Source organism: Acinetobacter sp. 129952 (assembly GCF_056642055.1).
In genome coordinates, this window is sequence record NZ_JBWVSU010000005.1 from 72,384 (window position 1) to 89,254 (window position 16,871).

The following is a 16,871-nucleotide window of genomic DNA, read 5'->3' on the forward strand; positions in this document are numbered from 1 at the left end:
GTGGGCTTTATATCCAAAGGATATTAGGCATTTTTATAATCAATCAGAATACGCAGCATACGGCGTAACGGCTCGGCAGCGCCCCAAAGCAACTGGTCACCTACAGTGAACGCACCCAGATATTCTTTACCCATATTCAGCTTGCGCAGACGGCCGACTGGAACGGTTAAAGTACCTGTTACAGCAACAGGCGTCAGATCAGTCATGGATGCTTCACGAGTATTTGGAACCACTTTAGACCAGTCATTGGCACGTGCAATGATGTCTTCGATTTCATCCAAAGGTACATCTTTTTTCAATTTCAGGGTTAATGCCTGAGAGTGACAACGCATGGCACCAATACGCACGCAGTGACCATCAATTGGCACGATCTGCTGGTTGCCCAGAATCTTGTTGGTTTCAACCTGACCTTTCCATTCTTCTTTCGACTGGCCGCTTTCCAGTTGCTTGTCGATATAAGGAATGAGTGAACCAGCCAAAGGAACGCCAAAGTTTGCAGACGGGAAGCCTTCACCACGTTGTAATTCAGCAATTCTAGAGTCGATATCCAGAATTGGAGAACGCGGATCATCTAGCAACTCTTTGGTATTGTTATATAAATAACCCATACCATTGATCAGTTCACGCATGTTTTGCGCGCCTGCACCTGAAGCGGCCTGATAGGTCATTGACGTTGCCCATTCCACCAGATTGTTCTGGAACAGACCGCCCAAGCCCATCAGCATCAAGGAAACTGTACAGTTACCACCGACAAAAGTCTTGGTGCCTTTAACCAAACCATCTTTGATCACATGCATGTTGACCGGATCAAGTACGATGATGGCTTCATCATCCATACGTAAGGTTGATGCTGCATCAATCCAGTAACCGTTCCAGCCTTCAGCTTTCAGTTTCGGGAAAACTTCAGAAGTATAGTCGCCACCTTGACAGGTAATAATGACATCCATTTGCTTCAGACTGTTAATGTCTGATGCATCCATAAGTGCTGGGGCGGTCTTACCGCCAAATGCCGGCGCTTCACCGCCTGCATTACTGGTAGAGAAATAGAATGGCTCAAAATGAGCAAAATCATTCTCTTCAACCATACGTTGCATAAGGACGGAACCAACCATCCCGCGCCAACCGACCAGACCTACTTTCATGTCACTTTGCCTCGGTGCGTTAAAAAATCAAAAGGGATTCGAGTGTACCAAAAAGGGACCCAACTGCAAGAGCTACACAATCAAAACATCAATATTCTTGAGAGAAATATCTGCTTTATGATACATACAAAATTGATAACGTCATTTTTCTTTTAGAAAAAATAATAACTTAATTAAGAGCGCAGTTTATGATATGGGTTATCCAAATTCTGGCAATCATTGTCATTTGGTTAAGTTTTTGGTCACTGATACCACGCGATGAATGGTGGATTCGGGGTGCGGATTTTCCACGCTTACAAATTCTGGTATTAGGCTTTATCGCCTTTGTGCTGTTCTTGGTTCTGGAGCATCCCTGGACCTGGTTGAATCAGCTGCTTTTTGTCGGGCTGATGGCAGCTTTGGCCTATCAGTTGAAAATGGTATTGCCCTATACCTTTATCTGGAAAAAACAGGTCAAGCAGGTCAAGCAGGATCAGCTGGATCCGCAACGTCAAATTTCCCTGGTCGTTTCCAATGTACTTACTACCAATACCAAATATCATTTACTGATCGAGCAGATCCAGATTCATCAGCCAGATCTGGTTTTGACTCTGGAAACCGATCAAAACTGGCAAAATGCACTCTCGGTGATTGAAGCCGATTATCCTTATCGCGTGCCTGTGCCTTTGGATAACCTGTATGGCATGCATCTATATAGCAAGCTCGAACTGAGAGAAACCGAGGTTAAATTTATTCTGAGTGATGAAATTCCCTCCATTCATACCACGGTGATCTTACGCTCAGGACAACCGGTACAGCTTTACTGTCTGCATCCTAAACCACCTAGCCCGACCGAGGCCAAGGATTCTACCTTGCGTGATGCTGAACTGCTGATTGTCGGTGATCAGATTAAAGATCTGGATGAAAGCTGTATCGTGATGGGCGATCTGAATGACGTGGCCTGGTCACGTACCACACGCCTGTTTCAACGCATTAGTGGACTGCTGGATCCGCGGGTAGGGCGTCATTATGTGAATACTTTTCACGCAGATTATCCTTTTTTTCGCTGGTCGCTGGATCACGTCTTTCACAGTACCGATTTTGCCTTGGTACACATGGAGCGTTTACCGCATGTAGGTTCTGACCATTTTCCGGTCTTTCTGGTTTTGCAAACCGGTCGGGTATTCGAGCATATTCAGGAAGAATTAGAACAAACTGATGAAGATGAGCAGGAAGCACAAAAAGCCATTGAAGAGGGCATTCAGAAAGCAGAGAAAGAGGAAAAAATAGTCACTGATGAAGTTGCTCTGGCATATAAAGAAGGGGGCAAAATCTCTTAGCTTTTTAGAAGAAAAGTGTACGATATTGCTTACAACAGTTTACGCTTCTTGCGAATGGGCAGGGGTTGGGAATCTGGGTATTCTAGGTTTATCAGCACAGGGAGTCGAGAAAGGATATTCTCATAAGGAAGACGAAGCTGAATGAAAACATCATGGATATGATGCTGAAAGGGAAATCACAAAAAAGCAGAACGAATTATAATATGTGAAAGCACAACCTCATTAACCCGAGTTTTACAGGATGTAGAGCTCGGGTTAAATTATTTCAATTACTTAAACATGATTTTAAGCTATAGCCCTTCAAATTCCGTGATCAAATCGATTTAGTAAATTGATTTATAACCTTCAGGGCGAGTCTTAAAACGGCGGTGGAACCACATATATTGGGTCGGTGCGATGCGCAACTGCTGCTCAATCACCCGGTTCACGCGAGTGGCATCTTCAACTTCATTCTCACTAGGGAAGTTTTCCAGTGCCGGTTCAATGAGCACATGGTAGCGCGGATTGTTAATATCGCCATGACGGTAGAAATATAAAGGAATTGCAGCCGCTTTGGTCATTTTCAGTAAACGGCGATGTGCGGTTACAGTCGCCGCAGGCACGCCAAAAAAAGGTGCCATCACGCCTTGTTTTAAACCATAATCCTGATCCGGACTGTACCAGATCGCATGGCCATTTTTCAGGTTACGTACCAGACCGCGCATATCATCATGGTCAATCTGATTGGCATAAATTGTGGCGCGACAACGGTAAATCAGCATGTCCAAAAGTGGATTATTCTGCGGACGATAGACCACATCCGGTTCAAAATATTGTGCGCAAAGATAACCACCCGCATCGAGCAAAGTTGAATGCGTGCCTAATAACAGCATGCCTTGGCCTGCGGCTTGTGCCTTCTGAATATGTTCCAAGCCTTCAATACTGACGCGGCCCTGAAACCATTTCGGACTGTACCAGGCATTCAGCGTCTCAAACACCCCCAGCATTTGATCGATAAATACCTGACGGGCATTGTCCTGTACCTGCTTTTCAGACCATTCGGGAAAGCAGACTTCCAGATTACGCAGCGTGGTTTCACGGCGTGATTTCAAGTATTTAAAAGAAAGGTGGCCCAGCAGGGACGCCAGACGATGCTGAATGGCCCAAGGTAAGATCGCCAGAATCATCAGGAAAATAATGCCTAGCCATTTGCCCCAATATTGAGGTAACAGGAATGACCATTGAAATTCACCGGGTTGATATGCAGGCTGAGTACTCATAAAACAATTTAGGGCCAAAAGATTAAATGCAGTCTAACAGAGAAGATTATTGAAATAAAAAAGCATCTGTACGAATACAGATGCTTTAGTAAAAGCTCGGGGAATATTTAGCCGTTACTTAGATTGTCCAGCTCTTCCCAGCGCTCTAATTTTTCCAGTAACAGCTCATCAATTTCGGATAAACGGTTAGAAAGTTTCAGTGCTTTATCAGAATCAGTGACAAATAAAGAGCCATCAGCCAGTTGTGTATTGATCTCGGCCTGCTCTTTTTCCAGTGCTTCCATTTCAGCAGGAAGTTGCTCGAGTGCGCGCTGGTCTTTATAACTGAGTTTAACTTTTTTGGCAGCGACCGGTGCAGTCTCAGCTTCTGCTTTGGCCATGGCTTTTTTCACGGCACTTTTTTGATCAACGACCGTTTGATCCGGACGCTGTTCAAGATAATCCTGATAACCGCCGACATATTCGTCGATATTGCCCTTACCATCAAAGACCCAAGTTGAAGTCACCACGTTGTCCATAAAGGCACGGTCATGCGAGATCAACAGCAGGGTGCCTTTGTAGCCACCCAGCATCTCTTCCAGTAACTCTAAAGTCACCATATCCAGGTCGTTGGTTGGCTCATCCATCACAATCAGGTTCGATGGTTTCAGCAAAAGTTTCGCCAGCAAGATACGATTGCGTTCACCACCTGACAAAGCTTTGACTGGTGTACGGGCACGTTCTGGCGAAAACAGGAAATCTTGTAAATAACTATAGATATGACGACGGTTACCATTCACATCCACGTGGTCAGAACCTTCTGAGACGTTATCTTTAACAGATTTTTCCAGATCCAGCGCATTACGGAGCTGGTCGAAATAGGCCACTTCTAACTGCGTACCGGTCTTCACCGTACCGCCATGTTCTAGCTCGCCCAGAATGGCTTTAATCAGCGTAGTTTTACCGACACCGTTATCACCGACCAGACCGATACGGTCGCCGCGTAATACCAGTGCAGAGAAATTATTGATGATCGGTGCATTGTCACCGAATTTCACACTCAGGTTCTCGATTTCAAACACCAGTTTGCCGGAACGGTTGGCATCCTGAGTCGCCATCGTCACTTTACCTTGTTGCGAACGACGTGCTCTAGATTCTTCACGCAATGCTTTCAGGGCACGGACACGGCCTTCGTTGCGGGTACGACGGGCTTTAATCCCTTGACGGATCCAGACTTCTTCTTCAGCCAGCTTTTTATCGAAGAGCGCATTTTGCTTTTCTTCAGCTTCCATTTGCTGGGCTTTCAGGTCTAGATAACGTGAATAGTTACCTTCATAACTACGCAGTTGACCACGATCCAGCTCAACAATACGGGTGGCAATGCTGTCGACAAAGGCACGGTCATGCGAAATGAACAGCAGGGTCAAATTGTTTTGATCGAGCAGGAATTTTTCCAGCCATTCGATACTTTCAACATCTAAATGGTTCGTCGGTTCGTCGAGTAACAGCACATCAGGTTGGGTAAGTAAAGCACGTGCCAACAAGACACGACGTTTACGACCACCAGACAAATCGGCAAGATCTGCATCCGGGTCCAGACCCATTTTGCTTAAAATCGAATTGACCTTGGTTTCCAGCGCCCAGCCATCCAGCTGATCCATTTTGTGTTGCAGGTTGCCCATACGATCACAGGCGTCCATGTCACCGAGTACACAGGCTTCACTGGCAGCATGATAAGCACGCAAAACTTCCGATGCTTCACCGGCACCATCTGCCACGATATCAGCCACTTTACCTGAATCCATCGGTACATCTTGCGCCAGCATGGAAATAGTAATGCCGTTTTGTAATGAAACTTCGCCGTTGTCAGGCAGTAAACTTCCTTCAATCAGCTTAAGTAAGGTAGACTTACCCTCACCATTACGGCCAATCAAACACACTCGTTCGCCGCGTTCCAAGTTAAAATTCGCGCCGTCGAGCAGGGCGGGTCCACCAAACGCAAGTTGGACATCCCTAAGGGTAATATAGGCCATAATGTTTCCTGAAATCCCCAATGAGGACTTTAAATGACTAAACAACAAAATCTAAATGATCAGGCGTCATTTTCCGCACCCATTGAAGATTTGCAAGTGCGAATTGCATTTTTAGACGATTTAGTTGAACAGTTGAATGATCAGGTGGCCAAACAGACCCTGGAAATTACTGATCTGAAAAAGCAAATGACGCTGTTATATCAACGTGTTGATTCTTCAGATCTGTCTGAAGGCATTGCAGAATTTGATCCGGTTGCAGATCGCCCACCGCATTATTAATTTGCAACCAATGATTTAATCAACAACAACCCTTAGCTGATCTAAGGGTTTTTTATTGAAAAATAAAAATGAGCCAATCGATAAGATGTTAAAAAGAGAAATATTATTTTTTTGAATTGGCTTTTAAATTGCATTAAATCCGCATATAAAAGTAATAAAGCGCAGCGCGATCATCAAGTTTAAAAGAGTTTTTCTGCTGAAAACAAACATTCGCGCTCGTAAACAGATTTCTTTCAGGCATTTCATAAAATGCAGTTTGGCCCTCTGCCGAAACAGGCCTGCACCCATTCAGTCGTAAAATTATTTGACCTTTCACTCACTTCCTACTCTAATACCGGCTCTCAGGTACATTCCGGAATTGCGTCCCATGCACCCAAAAGTTGTTCTACTCGACCTCGAAAATAATTTCCCCACAGCCAAGTTAATGCGTGAGATTGTGGCGCATTATTCGACTTTATATCTGTTTAGCTGTGCTGGAAAATTTGAATTCTCCTTAGAGGATTTAACCGAGCTTGCCGGCTGGGTTAGCAGTGGTCAGGTGGTGGTACTGGACACGCCTGAATCGCCACAAAAAGAATATGAATATGCGGTCATTGTCGGTCAGCTTATGGCGCTACTGGAGCCGGAAACCGAGGTTAAATTGATCTCGGCGATGGACAGTTGCGAAATGTTGCAACAGATGCTGCAAACTTCTGATATTACGTGTCACCTGATTCAGATTCAGCCTGATGAGACAAACATTCCAACAGATCAACCTAAAAATCATCTTCCTAGTCTGGATGCCATCAAGAACAAACCTGCCTTGCAACTGGTGAAAAAATACTGTGATGCGTTAGGCAAAATGAGTGGCAAACCGAATACGGTGGAAACCCTAAAAAACTCAGTGGCGAATATTCTGCAAGTGATGCCGGTAAAAGCTCAGCATGTGGTCGGCATGTTGATTAACCTGAAAATCGTCAAACGCTATGATGAGCAAATCAGCTTCCGAAAAAAAGTCCTGAAACAATGGCTGCAACTCAATCTGGATGAACAAAGCCCGGTTGAAAATCCAAAACTGGATCAGGTCATTTCCCAACTGAAGGCAGAAGAAGCTCCAGTTGAATCTGAAATACTCAAGTCACCAATCCAGTCGGCACAGCAAGACCTGTTCAAGAACTTTGGCCGGATCGATCCGGTACAACTGGAAGTGGCGCGTAAACTGCGTGAATTGCAGGGCGATAAACCCAAAGACATTTATGAGCTGCGTGATTTACTGGAACAGTTATTTCCAAAATCGGACATCCGCTTGCTGCTAAAGGAGTTGATCGAGAAAGGTTATATTTACTGGAATGGTCACGAAATTTTATATAGTCATGAAATGTTCCTGAATTAATTTTATCGTGCAAACTTGCGTTTTATATTGTGCTTATGCAACTCTAATAATAGAACATAAAGGTTGAACTATGGAAAACACTGGAATCTGGGTGACGGTGGTCATCATCATTTTCGTCATAGGGTCGATTTTCGGGTTACGTGTAAGTCCCCGAGAAAAAGCCTTGGGGCTGATGCGTGATAAAGCCCGTAAAATGGGTTTGCATCCACGTCTGGTAGTGGCACCGGACTGGACCAAAATCCCCAAGGCGACTGAAAGTCGTGCCAGTATGGTCGCATACTACAGTGTGCTGATGCCAGATGCGCGTTTGCCCTTGATGCGCGCCCGTGTTGTCGATAATAAACTCGAAATCGTGCAGGGTGATGAGAAATTTAAAGATTTTCCCATTGCATTAAAAGGCATTTATGCTATTGATATGCAGGCCAACTGTGTCGGCATGTACTGGGATGAAGAAGCTGATTTAAGAGCGACCCAACTCGACGACATCAAAGCACTGTTACACGCTTTGGCTGAACTTTAATTTAGAAATAAACAGGATTAACGGTTAATTATGGCGAACGCTCCTCGGTCCACATCAAAAAGCAGCACAGCGAAGTCTCCCGACGCTGGAAGCAAGCGTGCCCTAGTGATTGTGGAGTCGCCTGCAAAAGCGAAAACAATCAATAAGTACCTTGGTCCGAACTACATCGTAAAATCATCGGTGGGTCATGTGCGTGACTTACCGACTGGCGGTTCTGCAAAATCGACAGAGAAAAAACCAGCGACACGTACCAAACTGACGGATGCAGAAAAAGCTGAAAAATCACAGAATGCGTTGATTAACCGCATGGGTGTCGATCCGGAACATGACTGGAAAGCCAAATACGAAGTCCTTCCTGGCAAAGAACATGTGGTTGCCGAACTGAAAAAACTGGCATCGCAAGTCGATGAAGTCTATCTGGCAACGGATATGGACAGGGAAGGAGAGGCGATTGCCTGGCATTTAAAAGAAGTCATCGGCGGTGATGATTCGCGTTATCAGCGTGTGGTCTTCAACGAAATTACCAAAAACGCGATTCAGGATGCCTTTAAGCATCCGTCACGTCTGGATACCAATAAAGTCAATGCACAGCAGGCACGCCGTTTCCTGGATCGTGTCGTGGGCTTTATGATTTCGCCATTGCTTTGGGAAAAGATTGCCCGTGGTCTGTCGGCCGGTCGTGTACAGTCGGTTGCAGTGAAGCTGGTGGTCGAGCGTGAACGTGAAATTCGTGCCTTCATTCCTGAAGAATACTGGCAGGTGTTTGCCGATACCAAATCGAAAAAAGATGATATTCGTCTCGAAGCGGTCAAGCAAAATGGCAAGACGCTCAAGCTGCGCAACAAAGCCGAAACTGATGCCTTATTAAACCTGATCAAAGATGCGGATTATACCGTTTCTGCACGTGAAGATAAGCCAACCAAGGTTAATCCAAGTGCGCCGTATATCACGTCAACGCTACAACAGGCAGCCAGTACCCGTCTCGGTTTTTCTGTGAAGAAAACCATGATGCTGGCGCAGCGTCTGTATGAAGCCGGCTTCATTACCTATATGCGTACCGACTCGACCTTCTTGAGTGATGATGCGGTGAATATGGTGCGTGGTCATATCGAATCCGAGTTTGGCGAGAAGTATTTGCCTGCCAAGCCGAACCGTTATGGCAATAAAGCCGGTGCGCAAGAAGCGCATGAGGCGATTCGTCCATCTATGGTTGGCTTAAAAGGCGACAGTCTGGTGGGTGTTGAGCGTGATGCACAGCGTCTGTATGACCTGATCTGGCGCCAGTTTGTTGCTTGTCAGATGACTCCGGCAGAATATCTGTCTTCTACCATTTTGGTGGATGCCAATGGCGTAGAACTGAAAGCCAAAGGCCGTACCTTGGTCTTTGATGGCTTTACCCGCGTGCGTGGTGCCAATAAAGCCGATGACGATATTTTATTGCCTGCGGTCAAAGTCGGTGAAGTGCTTAAACTTGAGAAACTTGATCCATCTCAACATTTCACCAAGCCACCGGCACGTTTTACTGAAGCCTCACTGGTGAAAGAACTCGAGAAAAAAGGCATTGGCCGTCCATCGACCTATGCTGCGATTATCTCGACCATTCAGGATCGTGGTTATGTGAAACTGGATAACCGTCGTCTCTATGCCGAGAAGATGGGTGAGATCGTTACCGATCGTCTGGATGAAAATTTTAGTAATCTGATGAACTATGCCTTTACCGCAGATCTTGAAGGTCAGCTGGATAAAGTAGCAGATGGTGAGCGTAACTGGAAAGAGTTATTAGACAGCTTCTATGGCGATTTTAAGCAACGTTTGACTACGGCGCAGGGTGAGAACGGTATGCGCCGCAATCAGCCTGTAGAAGTGGATGCAGTACACTGTAAAGAATGTGACCGTCCAATGCAGATTCGTACCGGAACCACAGGCGTATTCTTGGGTTGTTCAGGCTATAACCTACCGCCGAAAGAGCGTTGTAAAGGAACCTTGAACCTGACACCAGTTGAGTCTCTGGCTGCATTATCTGATGATGAGGCTGCGGAAACTGCTGACCTGATGTCGAAGAAGCGTTGTCCGATCTGTGAAACTGCCATGGACAGCTATGTGATTGATGGCGGCCGTAAACTGCATATCTGTGGGAATAACCCGGACTGTAGTGGTTTTGAACTTGAAGAAGGTGAGTTCAAAATTAAAGGCTATGATGGCCCGAGTATCCCATGCGACAAGTGTGATGGTGAAATGCAGCTGAAGACGGGTCGTTTTGGTCCGTATTTTGCCTGTACCAGCTGTGACAATACCCGTAAAGTCTTAAAGAGCGGTCAGCCTGCGCCTCCACGTGTGGATCCGATCAAGATGGAGCATTTACGTTCTGCCAAGCATGACGATTTCTTTGTACTGCGTGACGGTGCAGCCGGTTTATTCCTGGCGGCAAGCAAGTTCCCGAAAGTGCGTGAAACCCGTGCACCGAAAGTGGCCGAGATTCGTTCTGTTGCCGACCAGCTTGATCCAAAGTATCAGTTTATCTTGCAGGCACCTGATGTGGACCCGGAAGGGAATCCAACTCTGGTAAAATTTAGCCGTAAGAACCAGTCACAATATATTGGTTCGGAAACTGCAGAAGGCAAGCAAACCAAATGGTCTCTGGTTTATCAGGACGGAAAATGGGTTGAAGCCTAAACTCTAAGATTCAAAAAAATGCTGACGAAAGTCGGCATTTTTTATGTCAGAATCATGTATATAAAAAATTAAAAATAATATCTTGGGGTGGATGTGGATATTCAGACAAAAAAGTTCGCTGTATTAATCGATGCGGATAATTCTTCTATCAACGCGATTTCATCGGTATTGGAGGAAGTTGCGAAATATGGAATTGCCAGTGTCAAACGTGTGTATGGGGACTGGAGCAGCGAAACTTTAAAGAAATGGCGAGATGTACTCCTTCCTCATGCCATCACTCCGGTACAACAATTCGCTTATACCAAGGGTAAAGATGCGACGGATATGATCCTGATCATTGATGCTATGGATTTACTTTATGCAGGTGCATTAGATGGATTTTGTATCGTATCCAGCGATAGCGATTTCACGCCCTTAGCTTCACGTATTCGTGAAAATGGTCTAACAGTGTATGGCTTTGGCAAAAAAGCTACGCCTGAAGCATTTAAGAAAGCCTGTGACAAGTTCATTTATATCGAAAACTTACTTGTAGATAGTGAAATCAAGCAACAGGAAGATGATGAACTTTCTAATGTTTCCCAAAAGAAAGTATTAAGCTCTGACAAATCTCTTGATCATAAAATTTTGCCTCAGCCTAAGGAAAATTCGAATCTTCCTGAAACGATGGATCGAGCTACGCTGAATCTGATTTATAAAGCCGTAAAAGATAACGCAGATGAAAATGGATGGGCATATCTTGGCTTAGTCGGAACATATATAAATACAGTAAAGCCAGATTTTGATACTCGAAATTACGGATTTGACAAGCTATCTGGCTTAGTAAAAGCCTTGGGAGTATTTGAAACAAAAATGCAAGGTAGCCAAATGTATTTAAGAAAGAGTAGTTTTAGCTCGTTTATCAGGCTTATTCAAAAAGCTATTTATCATTACTCGGAGACTAATGATTGGGTTGAGGTTAAAGACGTTATCAAATATTTAAAGCAAACTGATTTGAATATTAGAAACTACGAAGAAGCTATTGATTCAATTCATTCAGGGTGGCTTGATTTTAAACAGGATGGTGAAATGAAATTTATCAAAGTTAACAAAGTCATAGTTTAATGCTCAACAGTTCGATAGGCGTTTAATAACCATGTGGAAAAAGATTCGGATTCTGATTTTATTAATCATCTTATTGATTGTCGCAGTTAATGCCTATCGTGATCAAAACCAGAACTGGTCAAAGCCGATTATTGTGTTGCTGCATCCGATTAATGCCGATGGATTACCGACCACACAGCAATATATCCAGCAACTGTCAGCTCAGGACCTGAATGGAGCACGGGAATATCTGGAAAAAGCAGCTCAGCAGTATCGTGGACAGCCGACTTATTTTTATTTTAATTTAGGCCGTGAGCTTCAAGTTCTACCACCCAAAGTCCCTGAGCAAGACTCGCTCATCGATACAGTTTTATGGAGTTTAAAATTCCGGTTCTATGCTTGGAAACAGCGACAGAGTTCAGATCCTTCAGCCAATGTGACTTTATTTTTAAATTACTATGATCCTGTGCAGACCAAGCAATTGAAACATTCAACTGCCTTGCAAAAAGGCCGAATTGGTTCGGTAAATCTATTTGCATCCAAGCAACAGACTGAACAGAATAAAATTGTCTTGGTTCATGAGTTGCTGCATGCCTTTGGTGCTTCAGATAAATATGATTTGGCCACAGGCCAACCGATTTATCCACTGGGTTATGCATTTCCAGATCAACAACCCTTATTTCCGCAGGCCAAAGCGGAGCTGATGGCAGGATATATCCCGGTGTCTCAAACCACCAGTAAAATGCCAGAATCTTTAAATCAAACTTTGATTAATGAGATAACTGCAATTGAACTGAGCTGGAAATAAAGACTTGTGGATAGTGCTGGATTTATCCACAATTTAGACTTCATTTGTGGATAAAAGATCACACCATGCCGCTCACCTTTGTGCTTGCTCCCGACTCGTTTAAAGAAAGCATGTCTGCTGCACAGGCTTCTCAGGCCATGCAACGCGGTATTCAGAACGTCATTCCGGATGCCCACATTATTCATGTGCCAATGGCTGATGGTGGTGAAGGCACGGTCGATGCACTGATTTCAAGTTTAAAGGGGCAAAGTATTGCATGTGACGTGACCGGGCCATTATCTGAGCAACGTATTCAGACCTATTGGGGTTTGGTTGATACAGGCCAGACTGCCGTGATTGAAATGGCCAAAGCCAATGGCATTCATTTATTGAAGCCTTCGCAGCGTAATCCGATGCTCACTTCAACTTATGGCACAGGAGAGATGATCAAACAGGCACTGGATTTAGGGGTGAAGAAAATTATTATCGGTTTAGGTGGCAGTGTCACCAATGATGCGGGTGCGGGTATGGCGCAAGCACTGGGTGTGCGGTTTCTAAATCATGCGGGTGAGTTAATTCAGGTCCGTGGTGGGAACTTAGATCAGGTCAAATCAATGGATTTATCCGAACTTGATCCACGTTTAGCAGATACTGAAATAATCATTGCATCAGATGTCAATAATCCACTGTGTGGACCACATGGTGCATCGATAATCTTTGGCCCACAGAAAGGTGCAACGCCGGAAATGGTTAAGCAGCTGGATCAAAACCTCGGTCATTTCGCCGATGTGGTTGCTCAGCAGATTGGCTGTGATTATCGTCATGTGGCAGGTGCGGGCGCTGCCGGTGGATTGGGTTTTGGTTTAATGGCATTCACTGCTGCTTCCATTCGATCAGGTGTAGAGCTGATGATTGAACAGGTTCAACTCAACGAGAAAATAGCGCAAGCAGATCATGTGTTTACCGGGGAAGGTAAAATTGATTTTCAAACCAAATTTGGCAAAACGCCATTTGGTGTGGCGCAGGTTGCAAAACACTTCAATAAACCGGTGATTGCTTTTGCGGGTCTAGTCGGTGAAGGGATTGAGGATTTGTTTGAGTCAGGATTTAGCCAGATTGTTGGGATTAATCCGCCAGATTGTCCTTTAGAGGAAGCCTTAAATAATGCAGAAATGAACTTGGAGAAAGCTGTCGTTGAGATAGTTAAAAATCTTTTGACAGAGTGAAAGTATTTCTCTCTCCTGTAATCCAGCACGCCCTGTCGTTAGCTAATATCAAATCAGGAAATAAAATTGGAGACAGTTTCAGGACAACTGAAAAGCCATAATTCTGGAAGCGATCTGTTAAACTACATACATCCACAAAATGATGAGTGAAAATGAGTTTAGCCACCCTGATTGATGAATTAAACCCCCAACAAAAGCAAGCAGCGACCACAGAAGCAAAACACAGTTTGGTGCTGGCCGGGGCAGGTTGTGGCAAAACCAAAACCATCGTGGCACGCGCAGCTTACTTGATTGAACAGGGCGTGCCTGCCAACCAGATTCAGATTCTGACCTTTACCCGCCGGGCAGCCAGTGAAATTGTGGCGCGTGTCGAACTGGCACTCGGTGGACAAGCCAAGGGGCTGCGAGCCTCGACCTTTCATACCTTCTGTATGTATCTGCTGCGCCGTATTCCGAAAGCTTTTGGCCTTGAACAGTTTTCGATTATTGATCGTGATGACCAGCTGATGATGTTTCGCCTGATTCGCGGTCGTGATGACAAGAAAAACCCCAATCATTTACCTAAGCCTCAGGAACTATGTGACCTGTATTCTTTTGCACGGAATACCCGGCAAAAACTTAGTCTGGCACTGGAAAAACAGATGCCGGAATATCTGGCTCTCAAAGACCAGATTGCCGAAATCATGAAAGAATACGAAGCACGTAAGCAGGCGCGCAGCTTTCTGGACTATGACGATATTCTGGCGGTAGTTGCCACGGCGCTGGCACAGTCCGAAGGTCTGGTCGACTATGTCGCTTCGATCTGCCGGCATATGCTAGTCGATGAAATGCAGGATACCAATCCATTGCAATGGGCTTTGCTGGGGCCACTGAAAGACCAGATTAGCCTGTTCTGTGTCGGTGATGATGCGCAGTCGATTTATGGTTTTCGTGGTGCAGACTTTGAAAATATTCACCATTTCAAAGAGCGTGTGCCAGATGCGCAGATTTTCAAATTAGAAAAAAACTACCGCTCGACCCAGGAAATTCTGGATCTGTCCAACTGGCTGCTCGATCAGTCTGAAATCAAATATGACAAACGTCTGGAAGCGTATCGCGGAGAAGGCATTAAGCCGCGTATGCATATCTTCCCGAATGAATTTGATGAAGCCAAATGGCTTGCGATTGATATTAAAGAACGTCATTATCTGCAAGGCAGCAAATGGGGCGAGCATATGGTGCTGGTACGCTCCAGTTTTGCCGCGCGGCATGTTGAAGCGGCCTTTATCGCGGCCAATGTACCGTATCGCTTTATTGGTGGCATGAAGCTGCTGGAAACGGCGCATGTCAAAGATTTGCTCAGCATGCTGCGGGTGGTCGTCAATCCATTGGATGATATCGCCTGGATGCGTTTCTTAACCCTATGGAATGGCGTCGGTGATGTAGGTGCCAGCAAGCTATCGCAGCAGTTATTGGCTGAACCGGAAATGGATCAGATTGCAAAAAAATTAGAACAGTTTGGCAAGATACCGCTAGAAACCATTCTGATCATGCAGCAGATGAGTGTGCTGAAAGGTGAAGTGCAAGTCTGTGTCAGTCTGGCGATTCAGGCGATTGAATCTCAACTGGCGGAAAACTATAAAAAGGATTGGCCACGTCGCCAGAGTGATTTTGAGCTGGTGAAACAGCTGGCCTCGAAACATTCGCAGCTGAGTGAATTTTTAGAGGAATATGTACTGGATCCGGTGTCGATCTCAGAAATCGAACGCCAGTCGGATCATGATGTGGTGACCTTAATCACCATTCACTCAGCCAAAGGCACCGAGCAAAATGTCTGTTATGTGACCAATGTCACGCCGGGCAATTATCCGCATGCACGTGCTCAAGGTGATTTTGATGATGTCGAAGAAGAACGTCGTGTACTGTATGTGGCGTTGACCCGGGCAAAAAATGAATTAATTCTGACCAAACAGAACCTGAATCATTGGGCGCGGGAAATGGTCGATGAGCAGGGGCGTAAAGTCGAAAGCTATTTCCTGAATGATCTCACCCGGTATTTATGCACCACAGAAACCCATTACAAGACCCGGCAGCAAACGGTAAAAAGTGCCTTGATTGAACGCAAGTCGATTAATTTAGATTTTGGGATTGATCTCGATTAAACTATAGCAAAGTTGTTTCATGCAAAAAGTAGAGTAGGCGCGTGCTTTTTGATATTTTTTGCCTATCTTCTTAAGGTTGTAAGATGAAAATTTTAGTTCGTAATTTAGAACGTACGGTCACAGAAGCCGAATTACTGAAACTGTTCCAGGAATATGGCACAGTGGAGACCTGTACTTTGGTGCTTGATGCAGCAACAGGCAAATCAAAAGGTTTTGCTTTTGTAGAAATGCCACATGGCCGTGAAGCAGTCAAAGCCATTAAAGGCCTGAACACTTTACGCCTGCACGGACATGGCATCCGCGTGAAAGCCGCAGAAGACAAGCCTCAGGCTTAAACTCAAAAAAGGAGCACTTGATAGGCTCCTTTTTTATGGCTGCAATTTAGTATCGCCGTACTTAATCAGTGAGCTCAATGCTCTGAATTTCAGTGCTGGATTGATTCAGTCTAAACATCTTTTGATTGCGAAATGCAGGCGAACCTTTTACTTTATAAAAGCCAAAATTTGTTTTAAACCTTAGGAAATCTCGATGACCCGTGTTGCTCGCTATCATGCGGACCGTACCAATCAAAAACTGTATTTTGCCCGTCTATCCTGCCAGCAAGCAGAGCAAACCGAACATGTACAACAGGCTCAGGCACAACGTGAAGCAACTGTGTTTCATTTGCATGGTGCTTTGTTAGCATTTTTACAGGAACTGGTGCGTTACTATCGCCTGAATGATCCTCATCCGACGCTAAAATCGATCGAAGAACTGATGGCGGCCAAAGGCCAGATTTCGCCGGAAGTGGCGGTGCTGCAACATTTATCCAAGAGCGGTTTCATTGCTGAACTGAAACGTGCTTACCGTCTGTGCCAGTATGCGCCCGAACCAAGTACCCCAGAACCTGAAGACGAAACCTCCTCAAATCTCATCATTAAAGTCACACAGTCTCCACAAGCATGGTTACCTGATACTGCTATATTGAGAGAGTGGCATCGTGACCTGACCCAATTAATTGATGGTTTTCGTAATGAGATGATTGAATTTTAATCGGATCGGCTGTACTTGAAAATGCAATT

At 45.0% G+C, this 16,871-nt stretch carries 14 protein-coding genes; 11 read left to right on the forward strand and 3 right to left on the reverse strand.

Annotation, left to right across the window (positions count from 1 at the left end; translation table 11 throughout):
- Positions 1-23 precede the first annotated feature (23 nt).
- On the reverse strand, positions 24-1,142 hold the full coding sequence (gene asd / locus AC1IR0_RS07220) for an aspartate-semialdehyde dehydrogenase (RefSeq protein WP_044111848.1): 1,119 nt from the start codon (positions 1,140-1,142) through the stop codon (positions 24-26).
- Between the two features lie 188 nt (positions 1,143-1,330).
- Here asd and AC1IR0_RS07225 point away from each other — a divergent pair, with 188 nt between their 5' ends.
- Positions 1,331-2,461 carry an endonuclease/exonuclease/phosphatase family protein gene (locus AC1IR0_RS07225; protein ID WP_219308301.1) on the forward strand — a complete coding sequence of 377 codons (1,131 nt, stop codon included), beginning with the start codon at positions 1,331-1,333 and terminating at the stop codon, positions 2,459-2,461.
- Between the two features lie 323 nt (positions 2,462-2,784).
- On the opposite strand, the gene AC1IR0_RS07230 is transcribed toward AC1IR0_RS07225, so the two are convergent.
- Together AC1IR0_RS07230 and AC1IR0_RS07235 are read right to left on the reverse strand one after the other, a co-directional pair.
- On the reverse strand, positions 2,785-3,720 hold the full coding sequence (locus AC1IR0_RS07230) for an LpxL/LpxP family acyltransferase (protein WP_005261737.1): 936 nt from the start codon (positions 3,718-3,720) through the stop codon (positions 2,785-2,787).
- Positions 3,721-3,827: 107 nt separating this feature from the next.
- On the reverse strand, positions 3,828-5,732 hold the full coding sequence (locus AC1IR0_RS07235; protein WP_409651815.1) for an ATP-binding cassette domain-containing protein: 1,905 nt from the start codon (positions 5,730-5,732) through the stop codon (positions 3,828-3,830).
- Positions 5,733-5,765: 33 nt separating this feature from the next.
- Here AC1IR0_RS07235 and AC1IR0_RS07240 point away from each other — a divergent pair, with 33 nt between their 5' ends.
- The 10 genes from AC1IR0_RS07240 to AC1IR0_RS07285 all read left to right on the forward strand — a co-directional run bounded on the left by AC1IR0_RS07240 (position 5,766) and on the right by AC1IR0_RS07285 (position 16,842).
- Positions 5,766-6,011 carry a SlyX family protein gene (locus AC1IR0_RS07240; protein WP_479741253.1) on the forward strand — a complete coding sequence of 82 codons (246 nt, stop codon included), beginning with the start codon at positions 5,766-5,768 and terminating at the stop codon, positions 6,009-6,011.
- 367 nt (positions 6,012-6,378) lie between these two features.
- Positions 6,379-7,383, forward strand: a complete 1,005-nt coding sequence (locus AC1IR0_RS07245) for a hypothetical protein (protein WP_409651821.1) — start codon at positions 6,379-6,381, stop codon at positions 7,381-7,383.
- 70 nt (positions 7,384-7,453) lie between these two features.
- Positions 7,454-7,903: a hypothetical protein gene (locus AC1IR0_RS07250; RefSeq protein WP_004647398.1), complete on the forward strand. Its 450-nt coding sequence runs from the start codon at positions 7,454-7,456 to the stop codon at positions 7,901-7,903.
- Between the two features lie 30 nt (positions 7,904-7,933).
- Positions 7,934-10,576: a type I DNA topoisomerase gene (topA, locus tag AC1IR0_RS07255; protein WP_004278474.1), complete on the forward strand. Its 2,643-nt coding sequence runs from the start codon at positions 7,934-7,936 to the stop codon at positions 10,574-10,576.
- A 93-nt stretch (positions 10,577-10,669) separates the two neighbouring features.
- Positions 10,670-11,677, forward strand: a complete 1,008-nt coding sequence (locus AC1IR0_RS07260; RefSeq protein WP_114541278.1) for an NYN domain-containing protein — start codon at positions 10,670-10,672, stop codon at positions 11,675-11,677.
- A 31-nt stretch (positions 11,678-11,708) separates the two neighbouring features.
- Complete coding sequence (locus AC1IR0_RS07265) at positions 11,709-12,464, forward strand: hypothetical protein (protein ID WP_409651825.1); 756 nt, start codon at positions 11,709-11,711, stop codon at positions 12,462-12,464.
- A 65-nt stretch (positions 12,465-12,529) separates the two neighbouring features.
- Positions 12,530-13,669: a glycerate kinase gene (locus AC1IR0_RS07270; protein ID WP_409651828.1), complete on the forward strand. Its 1,140-nt coding sequence runs from the start codon at positions 12,530-12,532 to the stop codon at positions 13,667-13,669.
- Between the two features lie 152 nt (positions 13,670-13,821).
- Entirely contained in the window at positions 13,822-15,810 is a 1,989-nt protein-coding gene (locus AC1IR0_RS07275) for an ATP-dependent helicase (protein ID WP_409651831.1), read from the forward strand.
- A gap of 83 nt (positions 15,811-15,893) precedes the next feature.
- Complete coding sequence (locus AC1IR0_RS07280; RefSeq protein ID WP_004729489.1) at positions 15,894-16,145, forward strand: RNA recognition motif domain-containing protein; 252 nt, start codon at positions 15,894-15,896, stop codon at positions 16,143-16,145.
- 193 nt (positions 16,146-16,338) lie between these two features.
- Entirely contained in the window at positions 16,339-16,842 is a 504-nt protein-coding gene (locus tag AC1IR0_RS07285; protein ID WP_004278463.1) for a DUF6586 family protein, read from the forward strand.
- The last annotated feature ends 29 nt before the right edge of the window (positions 16,843-16,871 follow it).

What these genes read in the sequence shown, in the direction of transcription:
- asd (WP_044111848.1), bottom strand. Translation starts at nt 1,142, where the DNA reads ATGAAAGTAGGTCTGGTCGGTTGGCGCGGGATGGTTGGTTCCGTCCTT.
- AC1IR0_RS07225 (WP_219308301.1), top strand. Translation starts at nt 1,331, where the DNA reads ATGATATGGGTTATCCAAATTCTGGCAATCATTGTCATTTGGTTAAGT.
- AC1IR0_RS07230 (WP_005261737.1), bottom strand. Translation starts at nt 3,720, where the DNA reads ATGAGTACTCAGCCTGCATATCAACCCGGTGAATTTCAATGGTCATTC.
- AC1IR0_RS07235 (WP_409651815.1), bottom strand. Translation starts at nt 5,732, where the DNA reads ATGGCCTATATTACCCTTAGGGATGTCCAACTTGCGTTTGGTGGACCC.
- AC1IR0_RS07240 (WP_479741253.1), top strand. Translation starts at nt 5,766, where the DNA reads ATGACTAAACAACAAAATCTAAATGATCAGGCGTCATTTTCCGCACCC.
- AC1IR0_RS07245 (WP_409651821.1), top strand. Translation starts at nt 6,379, where the DNA reads ATGCACCCAAAAGTTGTTCTACTCGACCTCGAAAATAATTTCCCCACA.
- AC1IR0_RS07250 (WP_004647398.1), top strand. Translation starts at nt 7,454, where the DNA reads ATGGAAAACACTGGAATCTGGGTGACGGTGGTCATCATCATTTTCGTC.
- topA (WP_004278474.1), top strand. Translation starts at nt 7,934, where the DNA reads ATGGCGAACGCTCCTCGGTCCACATCAAAAAGCAGCACAGCGAAGTCT.
- AC1IR0_RS07265 (WP_409651825.1), top strand. Translation starts at nt 11,709, where the DNA reads ATGTGGAAAAAGATTCGGATTCTGATTTTATTAATCATCTTATTGATT.
- AC1IR0_RS07270 (WP_409651828.1), top strand. Translation starts at nt 12,530, where the DNA reads ATGCCGCTCACCTTTGTGCTTGCTCCCGACTCGTTTAAAGAAAGCATG.
- AC1IR0_RS07275 (WP_409651831.1), top strand. Translation starts at nt 13,822, where the DNA reads ATGAGTTTAGCCACCCTGATTGATGAATTAAACCCCCAACAAAAGCAA.
- AC1IR0_RS07280 (WP_004729489.1), top strand. Translation starts at nt 15,894, where the DNA reads ATGAAAATTTTAGTTCGTAATTTAGAACGTACGGTCACAGAAGCCGAA.
- AC1IR0_RS07285 (WP_004278463.1), top strand. Translation starts at nt 16,339, where the DNA reads ATGACCCGTGTTGCTCGCTATCATGCGGACCGTACCAATCAAAAACTG.